Source organism: Microbacterium sp. NPDC064942 (genome assembly GCF_049545525.1).
GTDB classification, from domain to species: Bacteria; Actinomycetota; Actinomycetes; order Actinomycetales; family Microbacteriaceae; genus Microbacterium; species Microbacterium gawkjiense.
This window is the reverse complement of the sequence record NZ_JBMWDR010000002.1, coordinates 279,530-297,341: the sequence shown is the minus strand read 5'-3', so window position 1 is coordinate 297,341 and position 17,812 is coordinate 279,530. Positions and strand designations below refer to the sequence as shown.

Annotated in this window: 16 protein-coding genes; 11 read left to right on the top strand and 5 right to left on the bottom strand. The window is 71.7% G+C overall.

Features of this window, described 5'->3' with window-relative positions; translation table 11 throughout:
• The first annotated feature begins 74 nt into the window (after nt 1–74).
• From ACPEH2_RS05765 to ACPEH2_RS05740, 6 genes are all read left to right on the top strand, one after another.
• Nucleotides 75–1,511: an aminobutyraldehyde dehydrogenase gene (locus ACPEH2_RS05765; protein WP_423718427.1), complete on the top strand. Its 1,437-nt coding sequence runs from the start codon at nt 75–77 to the stop codon at nt 1,509–1,511.
• On the top strand, nt 1,508–2,854 hold the full coding sequence (locus tag ACPEH2_RS05760; RefSeq protein WP_423718426.1) for an NAD(P)/FAD-dependent oxidoreductase: 1,347 nt from the start codon (nt 1,508–1,510) through the stop codon (nt 2,852–2,854). Before ACPEH2_RS05765 ends, ACPEH2_RS05760 begins: the two co-directional genes overlap by 4 nt.
• 81 nt (nt 2,855–2,935) lie before the next feature.
• Nucleotides 2,936–3,403, top strand: coding sequence for a hypothetical protein (locus tag ACPEH2_RS05755; RefSeq protein WP_423718425.1), 468 nt, complete (start codon nt 2,936–2,938; stop codon nt 3,401–3,403).
• Nucleotides 3,404–3,439: 36 nt separating this feature from the next.
• Nucleotides 3,440–3,895 (top strand): hypothetical protein, encoded by a 456-nt coding sequence (locus ACPEH2_RS05750; protein WP_423718424.1) that lies wholly within the window; start codon nt 3,440–3,442, stop codon nt 3,893–3,895.
• Nucleotides 3,896–4,099: 204 nt separating this feature from the next.
• Nucleotides 4,100–4,801: a hypothetical protein gene (locus ACPEH2_RS05745; protein WP_311285281.1), complete on the top strand. Its 702-nt coding sequence runs from the start codon at nt 4,100–4,102 to the stop codon at nt 4,799–4,801.
• Between the two features lies 1 nt (nt 4,802).
• The gene (locus ACPEH2_RS05740; protein ID WP_423718423.1) at nt 4,803–5,438 is read left to right on the top strand and encodes a hypothetical protein; all 636 of its coding nucleotides are present in this window, start codon (nt 4,803–4,805) and stop codon (nt 5,436–5,438) included.
• Between the two features lie 130 nt (nt 5,439–5,568).
• Here the strand turns inward: ACPEH2_RS05740 and ACPEH2_RS05735 are convergent, their stop codons facing one another.
• Nucleotides 5,569–6,192: a TetR/AcrR family transcriptional regulator gene (locus ACPEH2_RS05735; protein WP_253035657.1), complete on the bottom strand. Its 624-nt coding sequence runs from the start codon at nt 6,190–6,192 to the stop codon at nt 5,569–5,571.
• A gap of 66 nt (nt 6,193–6,258) precedes the next feature.
• Between ACPEH2_RS05735 and ACPEH2_RS05730 the strand changes: the two genes are divergently transcribed.
• From ACPEH2_RS05730 to ACPEH2_RS05715, 4 genes are read left to right on the top strand one after another with little or no spacing between them, the layout of a single operon-like run.
• The gene (locus ACPEH2_RS05730) at nt 6,259–7,293 is read left to right on the top strand and encodes an agmatine deiminase family protein (protein WP_423718421.1); all 1,035 of its coding nucleotides are present in this window, start codon (nt 6,259–6,261) and stop codon (nt 7,291–7,293) included.
• Nucleotides 7,290–9,002 carry an amidase gene (locus ACPEH2_RS05725; RefSeq protein ID WP_423718420.1) on the top strand — a complete coding sequence of 571 codons (1,713 nt, stop codon included), beginning with the start codon at nt 7,290–7,292 and terminating at the stop codon, nt 9,000–9,002. The genes ACPEH2_RS05730 and ACPEH2_RS05725 overlap by 4 nt, the downstream gene beginning before the upstream one ends.
• On the top strand, nt 8,999–10,360 hold the full coding sequence (locus tag ACPEH2_RS05720) for a pyridoxal phosphate-dependent decarboxylase family protein (RefSeq protein WP_423718419.1): 1,362 nt from the start codon (nt 8,999–9,001) through the stop codon (nt 10,358–10,360). Before ACPEH2_RS05725 ends, ACPEH2_RS05720 begins: the two co-directional genes overlap by 4 nt.
• Before the next feature lie 46 nt (nt 10,361–10,406).
• Nucleotides 10,407–11,789 (top strand): aspartate aminotransferase family protein, encoded by a 1,383-nt coding sequence (locus ACPEH2_RS05715; protein ID WP_423718418.1) that lies wholly within the window; start codon nt 10,407–10,409, stop codon nt 11,787–11,789.
• A 151-nt stretch (nt 11,790–11,940) separates the two neighbouring features.
• On the opposite strand, the gene ACPEH2_RS05710 is transcribed toward ACPEH2_RS05715, so the two are convergent.
• The 3 genes from ACPEH2_RS05710 to ACPEH2_RS05700 are packed head-to-tail and all read right to left on the bottom strand — an operon-like array spanning nt 11,941 to nt 16,126.
• Nucleotides 11,941–14,796: an FtsX-like permease family protein gene (locus tag ACPEH2_RS05710; protein ID WP_423718417.1), complete on the bottom strand. Its 2,856-nt coding sequence runs from the start codon at nt 14,794–14,796 to the stop codon at nt 11,941–11,943.
• The gene (locus ACPEH2_RS05705) at nt 14,793–15,512 is read right to left on the bottom strand and encodes an ABC transporter ATP-binding protein (protein WP_311285274.1); all 720 of its coding nucleotides are present in this window, start codon (nt 15,510–15,512) and stop codon (nt 14,793–14,795) included. Before ACPEH2_RS05705 ends, ACPEH2_RS05710 begins: the two co-directional genes overlap by 4 nt.
• Nucleotides 15,509–16,126, bottom strand: coding sequence for a PadR family transcriptional regulator (locus ACPEH2_RS05700; protein WP_253035664.1), 618 nt, complete (start codon nt 16,124–16,126; stop codon nt 15,509–15,511). Before ACPEH2_RS05700 ends, ACPEH2_RS05705 begins: the two co-directional genes overlap by 4 nt.
• A 93-nt stretch (nt 16,127–16,219) precedes the next feature.
• Here ACPEH2_RS05700 and ACPEH2_RS05695 point away from each other — a divergent pair, with 93 nt between their 5' ends.
• On the top strand, nt 16,220–16,801 hold the full coding sequence (locus ACPEH2_RS05695; RefSeq protein ID WP_423718416.1) for a DUF1992 domain-containing protein: 582 nt from the start codon (nt 16,220–16,222) through the stop codon (nt 16,799–16,801).
• A 3-nt stretch (nt 16,802–16,804) separates the two neighbouring features.
• On the opposite strand, the gene ACPEH2_RS05690 is transcribed toward ACPEH2_RS05695, so the two are convergent.
• Entirely contained in the window at nt 16,805–17,788 is a 984-nt protein-coding gene (locus ACPEH2_RS05690) for a Gfo/Idh/MocA family protein (protein WP_423718415.1), read from the bottom strand.
• Nucleotides 17,789–17,812 lie beyond the last annotated feature (24 nt).

The window sequence follows — 17,812 nt, the reverse complement described above, 5'->3', positions numbered from 1 at the left end:
CCTAACCGCTCCGGACGATCCGTCCGGATGACCGCCGCCGCGTCCCGACGCGGCTCTGCACCGAAGGAGACCCCGTGAGCACCACCCCCTGGACCCCCGCGAACATCATCGGCGGCGAGCGCCGGACGCCGTCGGGCGAGGTGCTCGACCTCGTGAGCCCGGTCACCGGCGAGGTCTACGGGCACATGGGCGTGTCGACGGCGGAGGACGTGGATGCCGCCTTCGCGGCGGCATCCGCTGCCTTCCCCGGCTGGCGCGGGACGACCCCCGCGAAGCGCCAGCTCGCCCTGTTCCGTCTCGCCGACGCCCTCGAGGAGCACGCGGAGGAGTTCGCCGACCTCGAGTCGCAGGACACCGGCAAGCCGCGCGCGACCCTCGTCGCGGATGAGATCGATCAGTCCGTCGATCAGCTGCGGTTCTTCGCCGGTGCGGCCCGCGACCTCGACGGACGGGCGGCGGCCGAGTACGCCGAGGGGTTCACCTCGTACGTGCGGCGCGAGCCGATCGGTGTCGTCGCCCAGGTGACGCCGTGGAACTATCCGCTGAACATGGCGATCTGGAAGATCGCCCCCGCGATCGCCGCCGGCAACACCGTCGTGCTCAAGCCGAGCGAGACCACGCCGCAGACCACCGTCCGGCTCGCCGAACTCGCCGCGGGCATCCTGCCGCCCGGCGTGCTCAACGTCGTCCTCGGCGACCGGGCCACCGGAGCGGCGCTCGTCGACCACCCGACACCGCAGCTGGTGGCCATCACCGGCTCGGTCCGCGCGGGCATGCAGGTCGCCGAGAGCGCGGCCCGTCAGCTGAAGCGGGTGCATCTCGAACTCGGCGGCAAGGCGCCCGCGCTCGTCTTCGCCGACGCCGACTTCGACGCAGCGGTCCCGGGGATCGTCGAGGCCGCGTTCTTCAACGCCGGCCAGGACTGCACCGCGGCGACCCGCGTGCTCGTGCACGCCTCGCGTCACGACGAGCTCGTCGACCGGCTCGTCGCCCACGCGGCGGCGCACGCCCGCACGGGCACCCCCGACGACCCCGACGCGTTCTTCGGACCGCTCAACAACGGGGACCAGCTCGCCCGCGTCGAGGGGTTCATCAAGCGGCTGCCCCCGCACGCGCGCGTCGCGACAGGCGGCTCCCGGCAGGGCGACACGGGGTTCTTCTTCCCCGCGACGATCGTCACCGGGGTGCGGCAGGACGACGAGATCGTGCAGCAGGAGGTGTTCGGCCCGGTCCTGACAGTGCAGGCGTTCGAGACCGAGGCCGAGGCGCTCGCGCTCGCCAACGGGGTGCCCTACGCCCTCGCCGCATCCGTCTGGACCACCGACCACGCGCGGGCGCTGCGGTTCAGCCGCGACCTCGACTTCGGCTGCGTCTGGATCAATGCGCACATCCCGTTCGTGTCGGACATGCCTCACGGCGGGTTCAAGCACTCCGGCTACGGCAAGGATCTCTCGGTCTACGGCTTCGAGGACTACACGCGCCTCAAGCACGTCATGGCGAGCCTCGCGTGACCACCGTCTCGCACTGGTGGCGTGACCACGGCGCCGAGCCGGCGCGCGCACCGCTGCCCGGGGACCTCGACGTCGACGTCGCGATCGTCGGCGCGGGCTACACGGGGCTGTGGACCGCGTATTACCTCACCGAGCGCCGTCCCGACCTGCGCATCGCGGTGATCGAGCGTCGCTTCGCCGGGTTCGGGGCATCGGGGCGCAACGGAGGGTGGCTGACGAACTCGGTGACGGGCGGGCGCGAGCGGTACGGACGCGACGGCGGCATCCGCCAGCAGCGCGCCATGAACGACACCGTCGACGAGGTGATCCGGGTCGCGACGGCCGAGGGCATCGACGCCGACGTCCGCGCGGGCGGGGAGCTGACGATCGCCCGCAGCCCCGCGCAGCTCGCGCGCCTCGAGGCGATGTTCGCGTCCGAGTCGGCCTGGCCGGGCACCGACGTGGAACGGTGGGATGCCGCGCGGACCGCCGAGCACGTGCGGGTAGCGGGCATGCTCGGCGCGGTGTGGCATCCGCACTGCGCCCGCATCCATCCCGTGAAGCTGCTGACCGGGCTGGCCACCGCGGTCGAGCGCCGCGGCGTGTCGATCTTCGAGGACACAGCCGTCGCCGAGATCCTGCCCGGTCGAGCCGTGACCGACCGCGGCACGGTGCGGGCGTCGGCCGTCATCCGCGCGACCGAGGGGTTCACGACCGACCTGCGGGGCGAGCGCCGCACGTGGCTGCCGATGAACTCGTCGATGATCGTCACCGCCCCGCTGCCGGAGGAGGCGTGGGAGCAGATCGGGTGGACGGATGCCGCGACCCTCGGCGACGCCGCGCACGTCTACATGTACGCGCAGCGCACCGCCGACGGCCGGATCGCGTTCGGCGGCCGCGGCGTGCCGTACCGGTACGGTTCGCGGATCGACACGGACGGGGCGACGCCGGCGTCGACCGTGACGGCGCTGACCGACCTCTTGCGGCGGTTCTTCCCGGCGGCATCCGACGTCCCCGTCGAGGACGCGTGGTCGGGCGTGCTCGGCGTGCCGCGCGACTGGGCGGCAACCGTGGGCTTCGACCGCGCGAGCGGCCTGGGGTGGGCGGGCGGCTACGTCGGGACCGGTATCGCGACCACGAACCTCGCCGGTCGCACGCTCGCCGACCTCGTGCTCGGCGAGCAGTCCGACCTCGTGTCGCTGCCCTGGGTCGGGCACCGTGCGCGCCGGTGGGAACCCGAGCCGCTGCGCTGGCTGGCCGTGCGCGGGATCTACGGCGCCTACCGGTTCGCCGACGCGCACGAGGACCGCGGCGGCGGCACCTCGCCCGTCGCCCGCATCGCCGACCTCATCGCCGGTCGGTGAGGCGCCGACGACAGTGGGAGGTTTACCTCGTTCCTCTCCCGGGGCACAATGGGCCGTTCATGTGATCCTGCAGGAGGTACCTTGAGCACGCCGACGCACATCTTCCAGGAGAACGGTTCGAGCAGGTTCCCCCTGATCGACAACCTGCGGCCCTTCGAGGAGCAGATCCGGTTCACCCTGACGCAGATGGACGGCACCTCCTTTTGGGCACTCAGCCTCTGGCGGGCGCCCGAAGGTGCGAACCTCCGGGCGAGCTTGCCTCCGGCGGAGAACTACATCCAGTGCGCGGGCGACGCGGCGGGCGTGACGGTCGAAGTCCGCTCCGTAGACACGTTCGGCGCGGCGCACCAGTGCACCGTCGGCACACCCGCCACGGGACTCCCGTCGGAGCCGACGGAGACGATTCGATGGGACAGCGGCCGGCACAGCACGCGGGTCTTCACGAACGAGGTCTTCACCCTCGACGAGGCAGCAGACCTGTTCATCGCCTACTACCGCGACGATCGCGTGCCCGCCGAGTCCACCCTGCGTGAGCTCGGCGGTGTCTGACCCCGACCCGCAGCTCGACCGGCTGGGAGTTCTGTGATGACGCCGACGCACATCGTGCAGCTCAACGGGTTCGCGCGCTCTCCCCTGGTGGACGTGGCCCGTCCGTACGAGGACCAGATCCGGTTCTCCGTCCGGCGGATGGATGGCGCGAAGCTGTGGGCGTACAGCCTCTGGCGTGCACCGGACGGGGCCGACCTGTTGGCGGAGATTCCGTTCTCCGAGGAGTACATCCAGTGCGCCGGGGATGCCGAGGGGGTGACCGTCGAGGTGCGCGTGGTCGACGAGGCGGGCACGGCCCACCAGTACGCCGTCGGCAAGCCGACCGGCGGCAGCGAGCCGGAGTCGACCGAGACGATCCGCTGGGACGAGGGACGACACAGCACCAAAGTGCACCCGCACGAGGTCTTCAGCCTCGACGAGGCCGCCGACCTCTTCGTCGCGTACTACCGCGACAACCACGTGCCCTCCCACCACACCCTGCGCGAGATCTGATCGTCGCCGAGCCGACGCCACCGGCATCCATCGCCACCCGATGACCGCCGTTCCCGTCGGGTCGAGGCGTCGCAGATGGTCGCGCGGCGGGCGGTGGGGCGACCATCTGCGACGTCTCGCGAGCGCGGCGGAATGGGGCCTTCTCCCCATCGCCGTCGCGGAGGCCGCTCGCTACTGTCGACGGCGGAGGTGGTACCCGTGGGGATGATGTTGCCGAATGAGCTGATCTGGATCATGGACAAGATGGGGCTGGAATGGCCCGACATCGACGAGGACGAGGTCCACAAGGCGGCTGACCTCGTGCGCGGCTATCGCGACGACATGGAGTCGATCATCCAGGCCGTCGACAGCCGCGTGAACGGCGACCTGGCCACGGCGCTGCAGGGCAACGCGGGCACGGCGCAGGTCGAGGGGTGGAACCGCAACCGTTCCGACAACATGCAGAAGCTGCTCGACGTGCTCGGCCCCGCCGCGACGGGCATCGACATCGCGGGCGGCATCGTCCTCGCGATGAAGATCAAGGTCATCGCCGAGGTAACCCTGACGCTCATGCAGCTCGTCCCCCTGCTCGCCGCGGGTCCCTTCGGCGCCGGCGGCGCAGCGGTGCTGCTGCTCGCGCGCAAGAAGCTGCTCGCCATGGCGATGGAGGCGACGATCGAGCAGGTCATCAACGAGGTGCTGCCCCTCGCCGTCGAGCCGCTCGTCGAGCAGGTCCCGGTGATCGTCATGGCCCTCATGGACGCGCCCGTCGTGGAGGGCGCCGTCGGAGACGTGGACGAGTTCGAGGCCGACATCGAGGCGCTCGAGGCGGCCGCCGACGAGATGGACGCGCAGGCCGTCGACATCGAGGACCGCACCGATCGGCTGCTCGCGGACCTGGCCAACCTGCAGATCTCGGGAGACTGACATGACGATGAAGAGCCTCATGCGCGAGATCGTCGACGCCGTCGACGGCGCCGGCCGCGAGTTCAAGAAAGGGTTCGGGAGCGCGTTCCGCAAGCGCGGCGGCAAGCACCGCGCCGACGCCGCCCGCATCCGCGGCACGGACCGGCGCAACGCCGCGGACGCGGGGAAGCACCGGCGCGATTCCCCCGTTACCAGCCATGCCAAGAAGTACGACATGCTCACGGACGTCACCCGCGGTGTGGAACAGCTCGGCCGCACCGGACGCCACGCCGCGCCGGACTACAGCGTCGCGAACGACCTCGGGACCTCGATCGGCAAGGCGGTGCTCGAGACCCCCGGCGAGGTGGGCAAGGAGGTGCTCGGCACGCCGAAGAAGATCCCCGGTCAGATCGTCGAGGAGCTGTACGAGGACGCCATCGGGCAGGACAACCCGGATGCCTACGGGCAGACCAGCAGTGGGGACATGGAGTTCCTTGCCCCCGCCGGCGAGGCGGCCGAGCTGCGCCGCCTGAGCCGGGACGCCCTCGAGCAGCGCTTCGACCTCCCGCTCGGCACGCTCGACGGCGCGACGTTCGAGGTCCGCCTCGTCCCCGGCACGAACTTCGTCACCCTCGACATCTCGCGCCCCGACAGCTGACGCCGACCTCGAGCCGACGCCACCGGCATCCGTTCACGGCGGATGACCGCCGTTCCCGTCGGCTCGAGGCGTCGCAGATGGTCGCCGGCGGGTGCGGCGGGGCGACCATCTGCGACGTCTCGGCGGCGAGTCAGCGGTGCAGCGCGCCGGGCGCGACGCCGAGCAGCGCGGCGAGCGCGCGGCGGGTGAGGTCGGTGCGAGACGGATCGTCGCGCCAGCGGACGAGGCCGTGAGCTCCGAGGCCGTCGATCATCGCGAGCAGGTGCCAGGCGACGGCATCCGCATCGACCTCCGCGAACTCGCCCCGCCCGGTTCCGCGCACGATCTCGGCGGCGAGCGCCCGCTGCCACGCGTCCATCTCGGCGCGCACACGTGCGGCGAGCGCCTCGTTGCGGGCGCCGAGCGCCCAGCCCTGGACCCAGACGAGCGTGACGGCGCTCGGCTCGTCGCCGAGGACGGTGTCGAGCAGGATGCCGAGCCGCGCCGTCGCGGCATCCGTCACCCTCATCGCGCCCACGACGGCGCGCAGCTCGTCCGCGACGACGGCGCCGAACGCCTCGGCGACGAGCGCGTCCATGCCGTCCGCGTGGTGGGCGACGAGGCCGGGCGCGACGCCGACGCGCGCGGCGACGGCGCGCAGCGTGACGGCATCGAGACCGTCGGCGAGCGCGATCCCGCGCGCCGCGGCCGCGATCTCATCGCGGCGTTCGGCGGGGGTCTTGCGCCGCCGGCGGACGGTTGACGTCTGCGTCATGGACTCGATACCCTCCCCTTGTTGATCAAACGATCAATAAGCTACCCGACACCCCAGGGAGACGCCATGGCCTGGCGGATGCCGAGCGAGACCGCCCCGCACGAGCGCACGTGGATGGCCTTCCCCCGCGAGGGCCTCACCCTCGGCGACACCGACGCCGAACGCGAAGAGGGGTACGCCACCTGGGCCGCCGTCGCGGCCGCCGTCGCGCGGTTCGAGCCGCTCACGATGGTCGTCGATCCGACCGAGACGGCGCGCGCACGCCGCATGCTCCCCGGCGAGGTGACGCTGCTCGAGGCCCCCGTCGACGAGTATTGGATGCGGGACCACGGCCCCACCTTCGTCGTCGACGACGAGCGCCCCGGCGTCCTCGGCGCGGTCGACTGGATCTTCAACGGCTGGGGCGCGCCCGACTGGGCGCAGTGGCAGGATTCCGCGGCGCACGCGCGCCTGATCGCCGCCGAGGTAGGGGCCGAGCTCGTCTCGTCCGTCCTCGTGAACGAGGGCGGCGGCATCCACGTCGACGGCGAGGGCACGGTGCTGCTCACCGAGACCGTGCAGCTCGATCCCCGCCGCAACCCGTTCGCCGACCGGGCGCGCGTCGAGGCCGAGATGGCCCGCACGCTCGGCGCGACGCGCGCCGTGTGGCTGAGCCGCGGCCTGACCCGCGACTACGACGACTTCGGCACGAACGGGCACGTCGACATCGTGGCGACGATCCCCTCGCCCGGCCGCATCCTGCTCCACGATCAGCGAGACCCGGCGCACCCCGATCACGCGGTGACCGCGCAGCTGCGCACCGAGCTCGAGGGCCAGACGGATGCCGCCGGTCGCCGCTTCGAGATCGTGTCGCTCCCCGCCCCCGAGACCCTGATCGACGCTCATGGGCCGGTCGACTGGAGCTACGTCAACCACCTCGTCGTCAACGGCGGCGTGATCGCGTGCGGCTTCGGCGAGGAGAAGGCCGACGCGCAGGCCCGCGCGATCCTCGCCGAGGCGTACCCGGGCCGCGAGGTCGTCACGGTCGACGCCCGCGGCCTGTTCGCCCGCGGCGGCGGCATCCACTGCATCACGCAGCAGCAGCCGGCGGTGACGGCATGATCGACGTCGTCGAGGCGCCGATCGCCGACCTGCGCGCCGCCCTCGAGTCCGGAGAAGCCACGGCGGTCGAGCTCGTCGACGCGTACCTCGCCCGGATCGACGCGTACGACGGACCCGACACCGCCACCGCGCTGAACGCCGTCGTGGTCCGCAATCCCGACGCGCGAGCCGAGGCCGCGGCCTCCGACGCGCGGCGGGCCCGCGGCGAGACCCTCGGACCGCTCGACGGCATCCCGTACACGGCGAAGGACAGCTACCTCGTGCGGGGACTGACGGCCGCCGCCGGGTCGCCCGCCTTCGCGGACCTCGTCGCGCAGCGCGACGCGTTCACGATCGAACGCCTGCGTGCCGGAGGGGCGATCTGCCTCGGCCTCACCAACATGCCCCCCATGGCCAACGGCGGGATGCAGCGCGGCGTGTACGGTCGCGCCGAGAGCCCATACAACGCCGAATGGCTCACCGCACCGTTCGCCAGCGGGTCGTCGAACGGGTCGGGCACGGCGACCGCCGCGAGCTTCGCCGCGTTCGGCCTCGGCGAGGAGACCTGGTCGTCGGGTCGCGGCCCCGCGTCGAACAACGCGCTCTGCGCCTACACGCCCTCGCGCGGTGTCATTTCGGTGCGCGGCAACTGGCCGCTCGTCCCGACGATGGACGTCGTCGTGCCTCACACCCGGACGATGGCCGACCTGCTCGAGGTGCTCGACGTCATCGTCGCCGACGACACCGAGACCCGCGGCGATTTCTGGCGCGCGCAGCCGTGGGTGACCCTCCCCGCGGCGTCGGCGGTGCGGCCCGCGTCGTATCCCGCGCTGGCGGAGGGCGCCTCGCTCGCCGGGGTGCGTCTCGGCATCCCCCGCATGTACGTGAACGCCGATCCGGATGCCGGGACCGGCACCGGCATCGGCGGTCCGACGGGTCAGCGGATTGAGACCCGCCCGTCGATCCTGGCGCTGTGGCGTGCGGCCCGCGCCGACCTCGAGGCCGCGGGCGCGACCGTCGTCGAGGTCGACTTCCCCGTCGTGAGCGAGTACGAGGGCGACCGCGCGGGAGCCTCGACCATCCGCGACCGCGTCCCCGAGGGGTATCTGCAGCGCGAGATCGTCGACCTGTCGGCGTGGGCGTGGGACGACTTCCTCGCCGCCAACGGCGACCCCGCGCTCTCGACCCTCGCCAACGTCGACGGCGCCGCGATCTTCCCCCACCCGCCGGGTGCGCTCCCCGACCGCTACACCGGCTTCGACGACGACATCGCCGAATACCCCGACTGGGTGCGCGCGCATCCGGGCGCCGGGCTGGGCGACATGCCCGAGCTCGAGGAGGGTCTGCGTGCCCTCGAACGCCTCCGCCGCACCGATCTCGAAGAGTGGATGGATGCCGCCGGCCTCGACGCCGTCGTCTTCCCCGCCGTCGCCGACGTGGGTCCCGCCGATATGGACGTGAACCCGGCCTCGGCCGACCTCGGCTGGCGCAACGGCGTCTGGATCGCCAACGGCAACCTCGCGATCCGGCATCTCGGCATCCCGACCGTGACCGTGCCGATGGGCACGATGAGCGACACCCGGATGCCGGTGGGCCTCACGATCGCCGGCCGCGCCTACGACGACACCGCGCTGCTGCGCCTGGGCGTAGCCTTCGAACGTCTGGGCACCCGCCGGACCCGACCACCGCGCACCCCTGCGCTCCCCCGCCCCACCTCGGAGAACCGATGACCCAGCCCGCCCGCATGCACGACGTGACCGACGAGACCCGTCAGATCGTCGACCTCGTCCTCGACTACTCGCGGCAGCGACTGCTGACGGACGACAACCCGCTCGACAAGCCGCTGCCGCCGGCCGAGCTCGCGCGCCTCGCCGGCGTGACGATCACCGAGCAGGGCATCGGCGCCCGCAAGGCGCTCGGGGTCTTCGAGCACGTCCTCGCCCCGGCGTGCATCACCACCGACGACCCGCGCTACCTCTCGTTCATCCCGAGCGCGCCGTCCAAGGCGGCCGCCGCGTTCGACCTCGTCGTCTCGGCGAGCGCGCTCTACGGCGGGTCCTGGCTCGAAGGCGCCGGGGCCGTCCACGCCGAGAACGAGGTGCTCCGCTGGCTCGCGACCGAGTTCGGCCTCCCGGCGACCGCCGGCGGCGTCTTCGTGCAGGGCGGCACCCTCGGCAACCTGTCGGCGCTCGTGGCTGCACGGGAGACCGCGCGGGACCGCGGCATCCGTCCGGACCGGTGGCGCGTCGTTTGCTCCGCCGAGGCGCACTCCTCGATCGCGTCCGCCGCGCGCGTCATGGACGTCGAGGTCGTCCCGGTCGCGCCGGATGCCGGTGGTGTTCTCCACGGCGACGCGGTGCGCGCGGCCCTGGAGGAGCACGGCGACAGCGTCTTCGCCGTAGTCGCCACGGCGGGCTCGACGAACTTCGGGATCGTCGACGACGTCGCCTCGGTCGCCGAGGTCACGCGCGAGCACGGGGTGTGGCTGCACGTCGACGGTGCGTACGGCCTGGCGGCAGCCCTGTCGCCCTCGGCCCGCCACTACTTCGCCGGCATCGAGCACGCCGACTCGCTCATCGTCGACCCGCACAAGTGGTTGTTCGCCCCGTTCGACGCGTGCGCGCTGCTCTACCGCGACCCGGAGCTCGGCCGTCGCGCGCACACGCAGCACGCGGAGTACCTCGACACCCTCACCGAGACGAGCGACTGGAGCCCGTCGGACTTCGCCGCGCACCTCACGCGCCGGGCCCGCGGGCTGCCGCTGTGGTTCTCGCTCGCGACGTACGGCGCCGAGGTCTACCGCGAGGCGATCACGTGCTCGATCTCGCTCGCCGAGCGCATCGCCGCCGAGATCGAGTCCCGCGAGGAGCTCGAACTCGTGCGTCGTCCGCAGCTGAGCGTCGTCGTCTTCGAGCGCCGCGGCTGGAGCAAGGAAGACTACACGGCCTGGTCGAACCGCCTGCTCGACGACCAGCACGCCTTCGTCACGCCCTCCAGCCACGCCGGCCGCACGAACGCCCGCTTCGCGATCCTCAACCCCCGCACGACGTTCGAGGACCTCGTCGGGATCCTGGACACCATGCGCTGACACCCGGCATCCGCCCACCACCCACATCGACGCACCGGAGGAACCCATGGCACCATCCGAGACCGACCTGCAGGCGATGGCCCGCGACCATCTGTGGCTGCACTTCGCGCGGCAATCGTCGATGACCGAGGGATCGGGCGTCCCCATCATCGTGAAGGGCGACGGCCACCACATCTGGGATGCGAGCGGCAAGAAGTACATCGACGGGCTCTCGGGGCTGTTCGTCGTCGCCGCCGGCCACGGCCGCACCCGCCTCGCGCAGGCGGCCGCCCGGCAGGCCGAGGAGCTCGCGTTCTTCCCGATCTGGTCGTACGCGCATCCGTCCGCGATCGAGCTCGCGGACCGACTCGCGCACCTCGCTCCCGGCGACCTCAACCGCGTCTTCTTCTCGACCGGCGGCGGCGAAGCGGTCGAGACGGCGTTCAAGCTGGCCAAGCAGTACTGGCGGCTGCTGGGCAAGCCCACGAAGCACAAGGTGATCTCGCGTTTCGTCGCCTACCACGGCACCCCGCAGGGCGCTCTCGCGATCACGGGTCTGCCGGGCATGAAGTCGATGTTCGAGCCGGTGACACCGGGCGGCTTCCGCGTGCCGAACACGAACTGGTACCGCGCGGCTGAGCAGGGCTTCACCGGCACGACCCCCGAGGAGTACGGGACCTGGGCGGCCGACCGCATCGAGGAGGCGATCCTGTTCGAGGGAGCCGACACTGTCGCGGCGGTCTTCCTCGAACCGGTGCAGAACTCGGGTGGATGCTTCCCACCGCCTCCCGGCTACTTCGCGCGCGTCCGCGAGATCTGCGACCGGCACGACGTGCTGCTCGTCTCGGACGAGGTCATCTGCGCGTTCGGCCGCCTCGGCGAGTGGTTCGGCGCCGACCGCTACGGCTACCAGCCCGACATGATCACCTTCGCGAAGGCGGTCACGAGCGGGTACTCGCCGCTGGGCGGCACGATCATCAGCGACCGGATCCACGAGCCGTTCGCGCACGGGACGGCCTCGTTCCCGCACGGGTACACCTTCGGCGGGCACCCGGTGTCGACGGCGGTCGCGCTCGAGAACCTCGACATCTTCGAAGAGGAGGGGCTCCTGCAGAACGTGCGGGACAACTCACCGGCGTTCCGCACGTCGCTCGAGCGCTTGCTCGACCTGCCGATCGTCGGCGACGTCCGCGGCGACGGCTATTTCTTCGGCATCGAGCTCGTGAAGGACAAGGCGACCAAGGAGACCTTCGACGACGCCGAGTCCGAGCGACTGCTGCGCGGATTCCTCTCGAAGGCGCTGTTCGACGCCGGCCTCTACTGCCGCGCCGACGACCGCGGCGACCCCGTGATCCAGCTCGCGCCGCCCCTCACGATGGGGCCGACGGAGTTCGACGAGATCGAGGGGATCCTTCGCAGCGTGCTGACCGAGGCATCCGCTCACCTCTGACGCCGCATCGCGCGTGCGCCGAATCACCACTCGCGTGCCGAATCACCAGACGGATGCGCACAAGCCGGTGGTGACTCGGTATCCGGATGGTGATTCGGCGGTGGAGCGGCGGCGGCTGAGCGCGTCCGCGAGTGCTACGGCTGACCCGGGCTCACGCGATGACGTTGCGTCGCGTGAGCTCGGGTTCGCGCGGCGGCACGAGCCAGTTGACGAGCGCGATACCGAGCGGCAGCGCGAGCGCGAGCGCACCCAGCAACCACCACGGGATGTCGGCGAGGCTCAATGGCTGGTACCCGGTCTGCGACTGCAGCCAGAACCCGATGGGCGGCAGGATGCCGGCGGCCGCTCCCGCGAACGTGCCGAACCCGGCGATCACGAGCCCCTGCCACAGCCCGATGCGACGGCGGAGCCCCGGCGTCCCCCCGACCGCGGCGAGCGTCGCATCGTCGGGGCGCCGCTCGAAGCGCGCCAGCCCGAGGGCGACCGCGCTCGCGCCGAGGACGAGCACGGCGACGGCGCCGAGGAGGGGGACGAGCCAGACCGCGGCCTCGGTCGGGCCGGTCTCACGCCACATCGACACCTGGTACTCGTCGGTGTCGAGACTGCCCGACAACGCGTTCAGCCGGTCCTGGGAGTTCATGTCGGATCCCTCGGGGAAGACCGCGAGCACCTGTCGGGGAACCACGCTCATCCCCCATTCCGCAGCCGTCGCGGGGGCGACTGCGGCGACGATGTTCTGGTGCGGTGCAGTCACCTCGATCGCGGCCGCGGTACGCTCCCACTTCGGGTCGGCGGCATCGTCGCCCGACCAGACGTTGCTGGGCATCCTGCCCTCGTAGGCATCGCGGGCACTCCACGCGCCCACCTCGACCTGACCGTCCATGACGTAGCGATGGTCGACGACGATGACGGCCCCCGCCGCGTACGCGGCGCGCTGGTCCTCGGTGAGCGTGATCCCCGTCGTCACCTCGAGGTCGTCCGCCGCCACGACCGACAGGTTGTCGATCGTGCTCCCGGAGAACATGGCCCCCTGAGGCCCGTTCTCGTCGGGGGAAACGAGCGAGCGCGCCGGCGCGACGAGCATGACGTGCTCCTGGTCGTCGGGGATGTCGGCGACCGTCTCGACGTAGTAGACGGGCTGCCCGCCGCTCACGACGCCGATCGCCGTCGCCTCGGAGGACGCGAAGAGGCGATCAACCGACTCCGCCGCCTCCTGCGCATCCTCCGCGGTCAGGAAGGGCTCTCCCATGGTCGAGATGTCGGCGACGACGGTCCCCACCGGGGCGCTGTAGGTGTAGTTCCGGGCGGATTGCTCGGCCGACATCATCCCCATCGCCACGGCGAAGACACCGACGAACACGGTCGCGCCGATGGCCGCGAACGCGGGGACGGTACGTGCACCGTTGGCGACGGCATCGCGCGACGCGAGCCGCGCGGCGAGGCTGATGCGGGAGAGCAGACGCGACGCGAGCCAGAGCAGCCACCGTCCCGACACGAGGATGCCCACCTGGGCGAGGATCGGCCCCCCGACGATTCCCACGGTCGGGATCCACCGCAGTGGTGAGTCCCACGGGATCGTCTCGCTGATGGCGATCGCCCCCGCCGCGATACCCGAGGCGATGGTCACGGCGATGCCTGCGAGGATCAGAACGGATCCCCAGAGCGGACGCGCGGCCGTCACCTTCATCGGGCGACGTGCTCCGCGCAGCGCGGAGATGGTGTCCGACCTGCCGACCGTCCGGGCAGGCATCCACGCCGATGCCGAACCGACGACGACGGCGAAGATCAGCACGCCCGTCAGCAACAGCCAGGGGACGTGGAATCCCCAGAACATCGTCGCGGACCCGTTGGCGAGAAGCGGCATGAGGATCGCCGCTCCGGCCACACCCACCGCGAGGCCGACCCCACCGGCGATCATGCCGAGGACCGCCCCTTGGAAGAGCACGATGCGGCGCAGATCTCGGGGCTCGGCGCCGACGCTGGCGGCGATCGCAAGTGCGCGCTGCTGTCGGCGCGCACTCACGGCGAAGGCCGCGCCGGCGAGCATGACGACCATGTACCCGGCCGCGAGTCCGCCACCCCCGATGCCCGCCGCGAGCGCGAGCTCGCGCTGCTGCGCACGTTCGGCGGATGTCGGGATGGAGAAGTCGTCGAACGGCTGATCGAACGGAGGCGGGTCCAGAACGAACTCGCGCGCGTAGACGCCGAAACCGGCCGCGTTCAAGGCGCTCAGCAGGTCCTCGTCGACGTCGATATGCGGCAGGAACGACCGGACCGGGCTGTATCTGTCAGCGTCGAAGAAGGCGAGTACGGGGTCGGCGTCACCGGCGGTGGCATCATCGAAGGTGCCCGTGACGGTCAACCGTTCGCCGTCCGTGAGGGACAGTGTGCCACCGATCGTCACGCCCGCCCGGTCGAGCACCGCCGGAGTCACGACGACCTCGTCGTCACTCATCGGTGCCCGTCCGTCGATCAGTGTGTACGCGCCCTCGAACCGCTCGTCCGTGACATCACCCGCGACGGCGCGCGCGCGGGCGTTGCCGTCGACCGTCTCGATGCGCTCGTCTCCGAACGACACCGGAACGATTTCCGTGCCCGGGGCGAGCACGCTCGCCGGGTCGGCTGACGGATCGGGTTCTGTCGAACCGTCGGACCCGCCCCATTGCGACGCATTCCCGTACTCGTAGGGGTCTTCCGGGTTCTGCCAGAAGCCGGCATCGGCAGCCCACAGCGGCTCCACATACGCGGACATGCGCCCGAGTTCGGCATTCACCCTTTCGGTGGGCGTCGCGAATGAGCTCGACACCATCACCGCAACCCCCGCCATCCCCGCGATCGGTAGCGCGATGAGCGTCATGATCAACAGCGACGACACCCACGTACGGCGCACCTGACGACGTGCGATGCGCGCCGAGACGCGCAGGCGGGCCGTGCGCGAGGGCTTCGGGCGCTCGACGCGACGGCGCGTACCGGCATCCGCTCGGGGCCGGTCCTGCACGGCGGTCATCGCGCGTCCGACAGGAGCGCGTCGGCGCCGCGACGCTGCGACTCGTCGACGATGCGGCCGTCGCGCAGGAACACGATGCGGTCCGCCCACGCCGCATGGCGCGGCTCGTGGGTGACGAGGATGCCGGCGGCCCCCTGGTCGACGCGGTGGCGGATCATCTTCATGACCGCCTCGCCCGTGACCGAGTCGAGCGCGCCGGTCGGCTCGTCGGCGAGGATCAGCCGGCGGCCGCCGACCACCGCGCGGGCGATCGCGACGCGCTGCTGCTGACCACCCGACAGGTCGTCGGGGTAGGCGTCCACCTTGTCCTCGAGACCGACCGAGGCGAGCGCATCCCGACCCGCACGGCGCGCCACCCGGGCTCGGAAGCCGTCGAGCTCGAGCGGCAGCGTCACGTTCTCGACGGCCGTGAGGGTCGGGATGAGATTGAAGTCCTGGAACACGAATCCCAGCGAGCGCCGCCGCAGCTGCGCCAGATCGCGACGCGTCGCCGTCGAGAGGTAGGTCCCCTCGACGACGACCTCGCCGCTGGTGGGCTTCTGCAGCCCGCCCGCGATCGACAGGAGCGTGGATTTGCCCGAACCGGACGCTCCCATGATCGCGACGAGCTCGCCCTTGTCGACCGTCAGGTCGACGCCCGACAGTGCCGAGACGCTCGTCTCGCCCTCGCCGTACTGCTGTGTGACCCCCACCAGCTGCAGGACGGCGGCGCTCACCGCACGACCGCCTCGGCGTTGCCCGCCTCGGATCTGGCAGGCCTCCCCCGCTTGGGTGTCTCGGTGGACAGCTCCAAACCCATCGTGTGATGAGGATGCCGCGCGAGCCGCTGCTCGGTGTGGTCGAGCCATCGCACCTCGGCCTCGGCGGAGAAGATCATCGAATCGACCACGAGCGACCAGGCGAGTTCCTCGGGACCGTCGGGGTTCGCACCCGCATACTTGGCGCGGTTCAGTTCCTGCAGCTGCCGCAGCGACGCGGAGCGCTGCCGCTGGATCACGGCGGCCAGGTCGACCCCCGGCAGGGTGGCGGCGACGGCGAGCTTGATCGCGAGCTCGTCGCGGGTGCCCTGCGAGCGCTCCACGGGAGCGTCGAGCCAGGCGCGCACCTCGGCGGATCCGGCATCCGTGATCTGCCAGTACACGTGACCCTGCTCGTCGACGTCACCCTTCTCGACCAGGCCGTCGCGCTCGAGGCGGTCGAGGGTGTTGTAGATCTGACCCACGTTGAGGGGCCAGGTCGACCCGGTGCGGCGGTCGAACTCCGCCCGCAGCTGGTAGCCGTAGCAGGGACCCTGATCCAGGATCGCCAACAGGCTCGAACGTACCGACATCGGGACTCCTCGCTGCATACCGGGTATGTGTTTTCTGAGTATATGCATACTCGGCAACGCCGGAGCAAGACCGGCGCGCCATACTCTGGAGGAATGGCCGATGACCGCGGCATGGACGAGGACCCCCGCCTGCGTGCGGCGCGATACCGGGTCGAGCAGGCGGCGCGCGAGAACGGCGAGCACCCGTCACCGGAACCCGAGCGGCACGCCGGCACCCCGACCGGAACCGAGCGGGCGATGTACGTCGAGACCGCCATCCAGCAGGCGATCCGCCGCGGCGACTTCGACGACCTGCCCGGCGCGGGCAAGCCCCTCGACGGGCTCGACGGGTCGCACGACCCCGACTGGTGGATCAAGCGCAAGATCCAGACGGAGCAGCTGTCCGGGCTCGGACCGCCCGCCCTGCGGCTGCGCATCGAGCACGCCGAGTTCGAGCAGCGCGTCGACGCCTTCCACCGCGAGGAGGACGTCCGTGAGTACACCGCGGACTTCTCCCGCCGCGTGGTCGAGGCGCGCCGTCAACTGCTCGGCGGACCGCCCGTCGTCACCCCGACTCGGGACCCCGACGCGGAGGTCGCCGCGTGGCGCGCCCGGCGCGCGGCGCGGGCCGCGGCATCCGCTCCCCCGGCCGAGCCCGAGAAACCGCACCGTCGCCGGTGGTGGCGGACCCGCTGACGCTCAGGCGATGCCGCCGCGCCACTCTGCGAGCAGCCGCGCGATCGTGCGGGTCTCGGCCCACGGGATCTCGGGCGCCTCGGTCCGCCCCTCGCGGAGGGCGCGGATCGTGGCATCCGCTTCCGCCGCCATCGGCTGCACGGTCGGTACCTCGATCTCCTCACGGGTGCCGTCCGTGCGGATCAGCGTCGCCGCCGCGGTGCTGTCGGTCCGGCTCCCCCACACGTTCGGGATCTCCAGGCTCGCCTCGCGCCCGACGACGCGGGTGAGGCGCGGCAGGTCGTGGATGATCGCGGTGCGGATGTTCGCCGACGCACCACCGAGATCGACGGATGCCGCTGCGCTCTCGTCGACGCCGGTCTCACCGATCGTGCCGGCCACCGCCTGCACCTCGAGTCCGTCGAGGTCGTGCCCCGCCCACGCCGCGACGCCGACGACGAGCGACAACGGGTAGCACCCGACGTCGAGGATCGCGCCACCCGCCGTCGCCGGGTCGAACAGGCGTCCGGTGCGGCTGCCCGCGGCGAAGCCGAGCGAGGACTCGATCTCGACCAGGTCGCCCAGGGCTCCCCCGCCCACCAGCTCGCGGAGGCGGTCGGCGAACGGCCCGAAGCGGTACTTGAAGGCCTCGACGAGGGGCAGTCCGGCAGCGCGAGCGGCCGCGATCGCGGCATCCGTCTCGGCAGGATCGACGCCGAGCGGCTTCTCGCACAGCACGGCCTTGCCCGCGGCCAGCGCCTGCTGCACGAGGTCCGTGTGCGTCGTGTGCACCGTGCCGACGTAGACGGCGTCGATGTCGTCGCGGTCGAGGATCTCGTCGTACGTCCCCACCACGGGGGCGCCGTGCGCGGCGGCGAACTCCTCCGCCCGCGAGACGTCCCGCGCGCCGACCGCATGCAGCCGGCCGAGGTCGGAGTCGGGCAGCGCGTGCGCGAAGTCGCCGCTGATCGCGCCGGCACCGAGGATGGCCCATCGTGCGTGTGTCATCCGGCCACGCTATCGCCCGCGGGC

Coding starts and splice junctions, on each gene's coding strand:
- ACPEH2_RS05720 (WP_423718419.1), top strand. CDS start 8,999: ATGACCCAGCCCGCCCGCATGCACGACGTGACCGACGAGACCCGTCAG.
- ACPEH2_RS05745 (WP_311285281.1), top strand. CDS start 4,100: ATGATGTTGCCGAATGAGCTGATCTGGATCATGGACAAGATGGGGCTG.
- ACPEH2_RS05715 (WP_423718418.1), top strand. CDS start 10,407: ATGGCACCATCCGAGACCGACCTGCAGGCGATGGCCCGCGACCATCTG.
- ACPEH2_RS05730 (WP_423718421.1), top strand. CDS start 6,259: ATGGCCTGGCGGATGCCGAGCGAGACCGCCCCGCACGAGCGCACGTGG.
- ACPEH2_RS05740 (WP_423718423.1), top strand. CDS start 4,803: ATGACGATGAAGAGCCTCATGCGCGAGATCGTCGACGCCGTCGACGGC.
- ACPEH2_RS05700 (WP_253035664.1), bottom strand. CDS start 16,126: ATGTCGGTACGTTCGAGCCTGTTGGCGATCCTGGATCAGGGTCCCTGC.
- ACPEH2_RS05690 (WP_423718415.1), bottom strand. CDS start 17,788: ATGACACACGCACGATGGGCCATCCTCGGTGCCGGCGCGATCAGCGGC.
- ACPEH2_RS05695 (WP_423718416.1), top strand. CDS start 16,220: ATGGCCGATGACCGCGGCATGGACGAGGACCCCCGCCTGCGTGCGGCG.
- ACPEH2_RS05710 (WP_423718417.1), bottom strand. CDS start 14,796: ATGACCGCCGTGCAGGACCGGCCCCGAGCGGATGCCGGTACGCGCCGT.
- ACPEH2_RS05750 (WP_423718424.1), top strand. CDS start 3,440: ATGACGCCGACGCACATCGTGCAGCTCAACGGGTTCGCGCGCTCTCCC.
- ACPEH2_RS05735 (WP_253035657.1), bottom strand. CDS start 6,192: ATGACGCAGACGTCAACCGTCCGCCGGCGGCGCAAGACCCCCGCCGAA.
- ACPEH2_RS05725 (WP_423718420.1), top strand. CDS start 7,290: ATGATCGACGTCGTCGAGGCGCCGATCGCCGACCTGCGCGCCGCCCTC.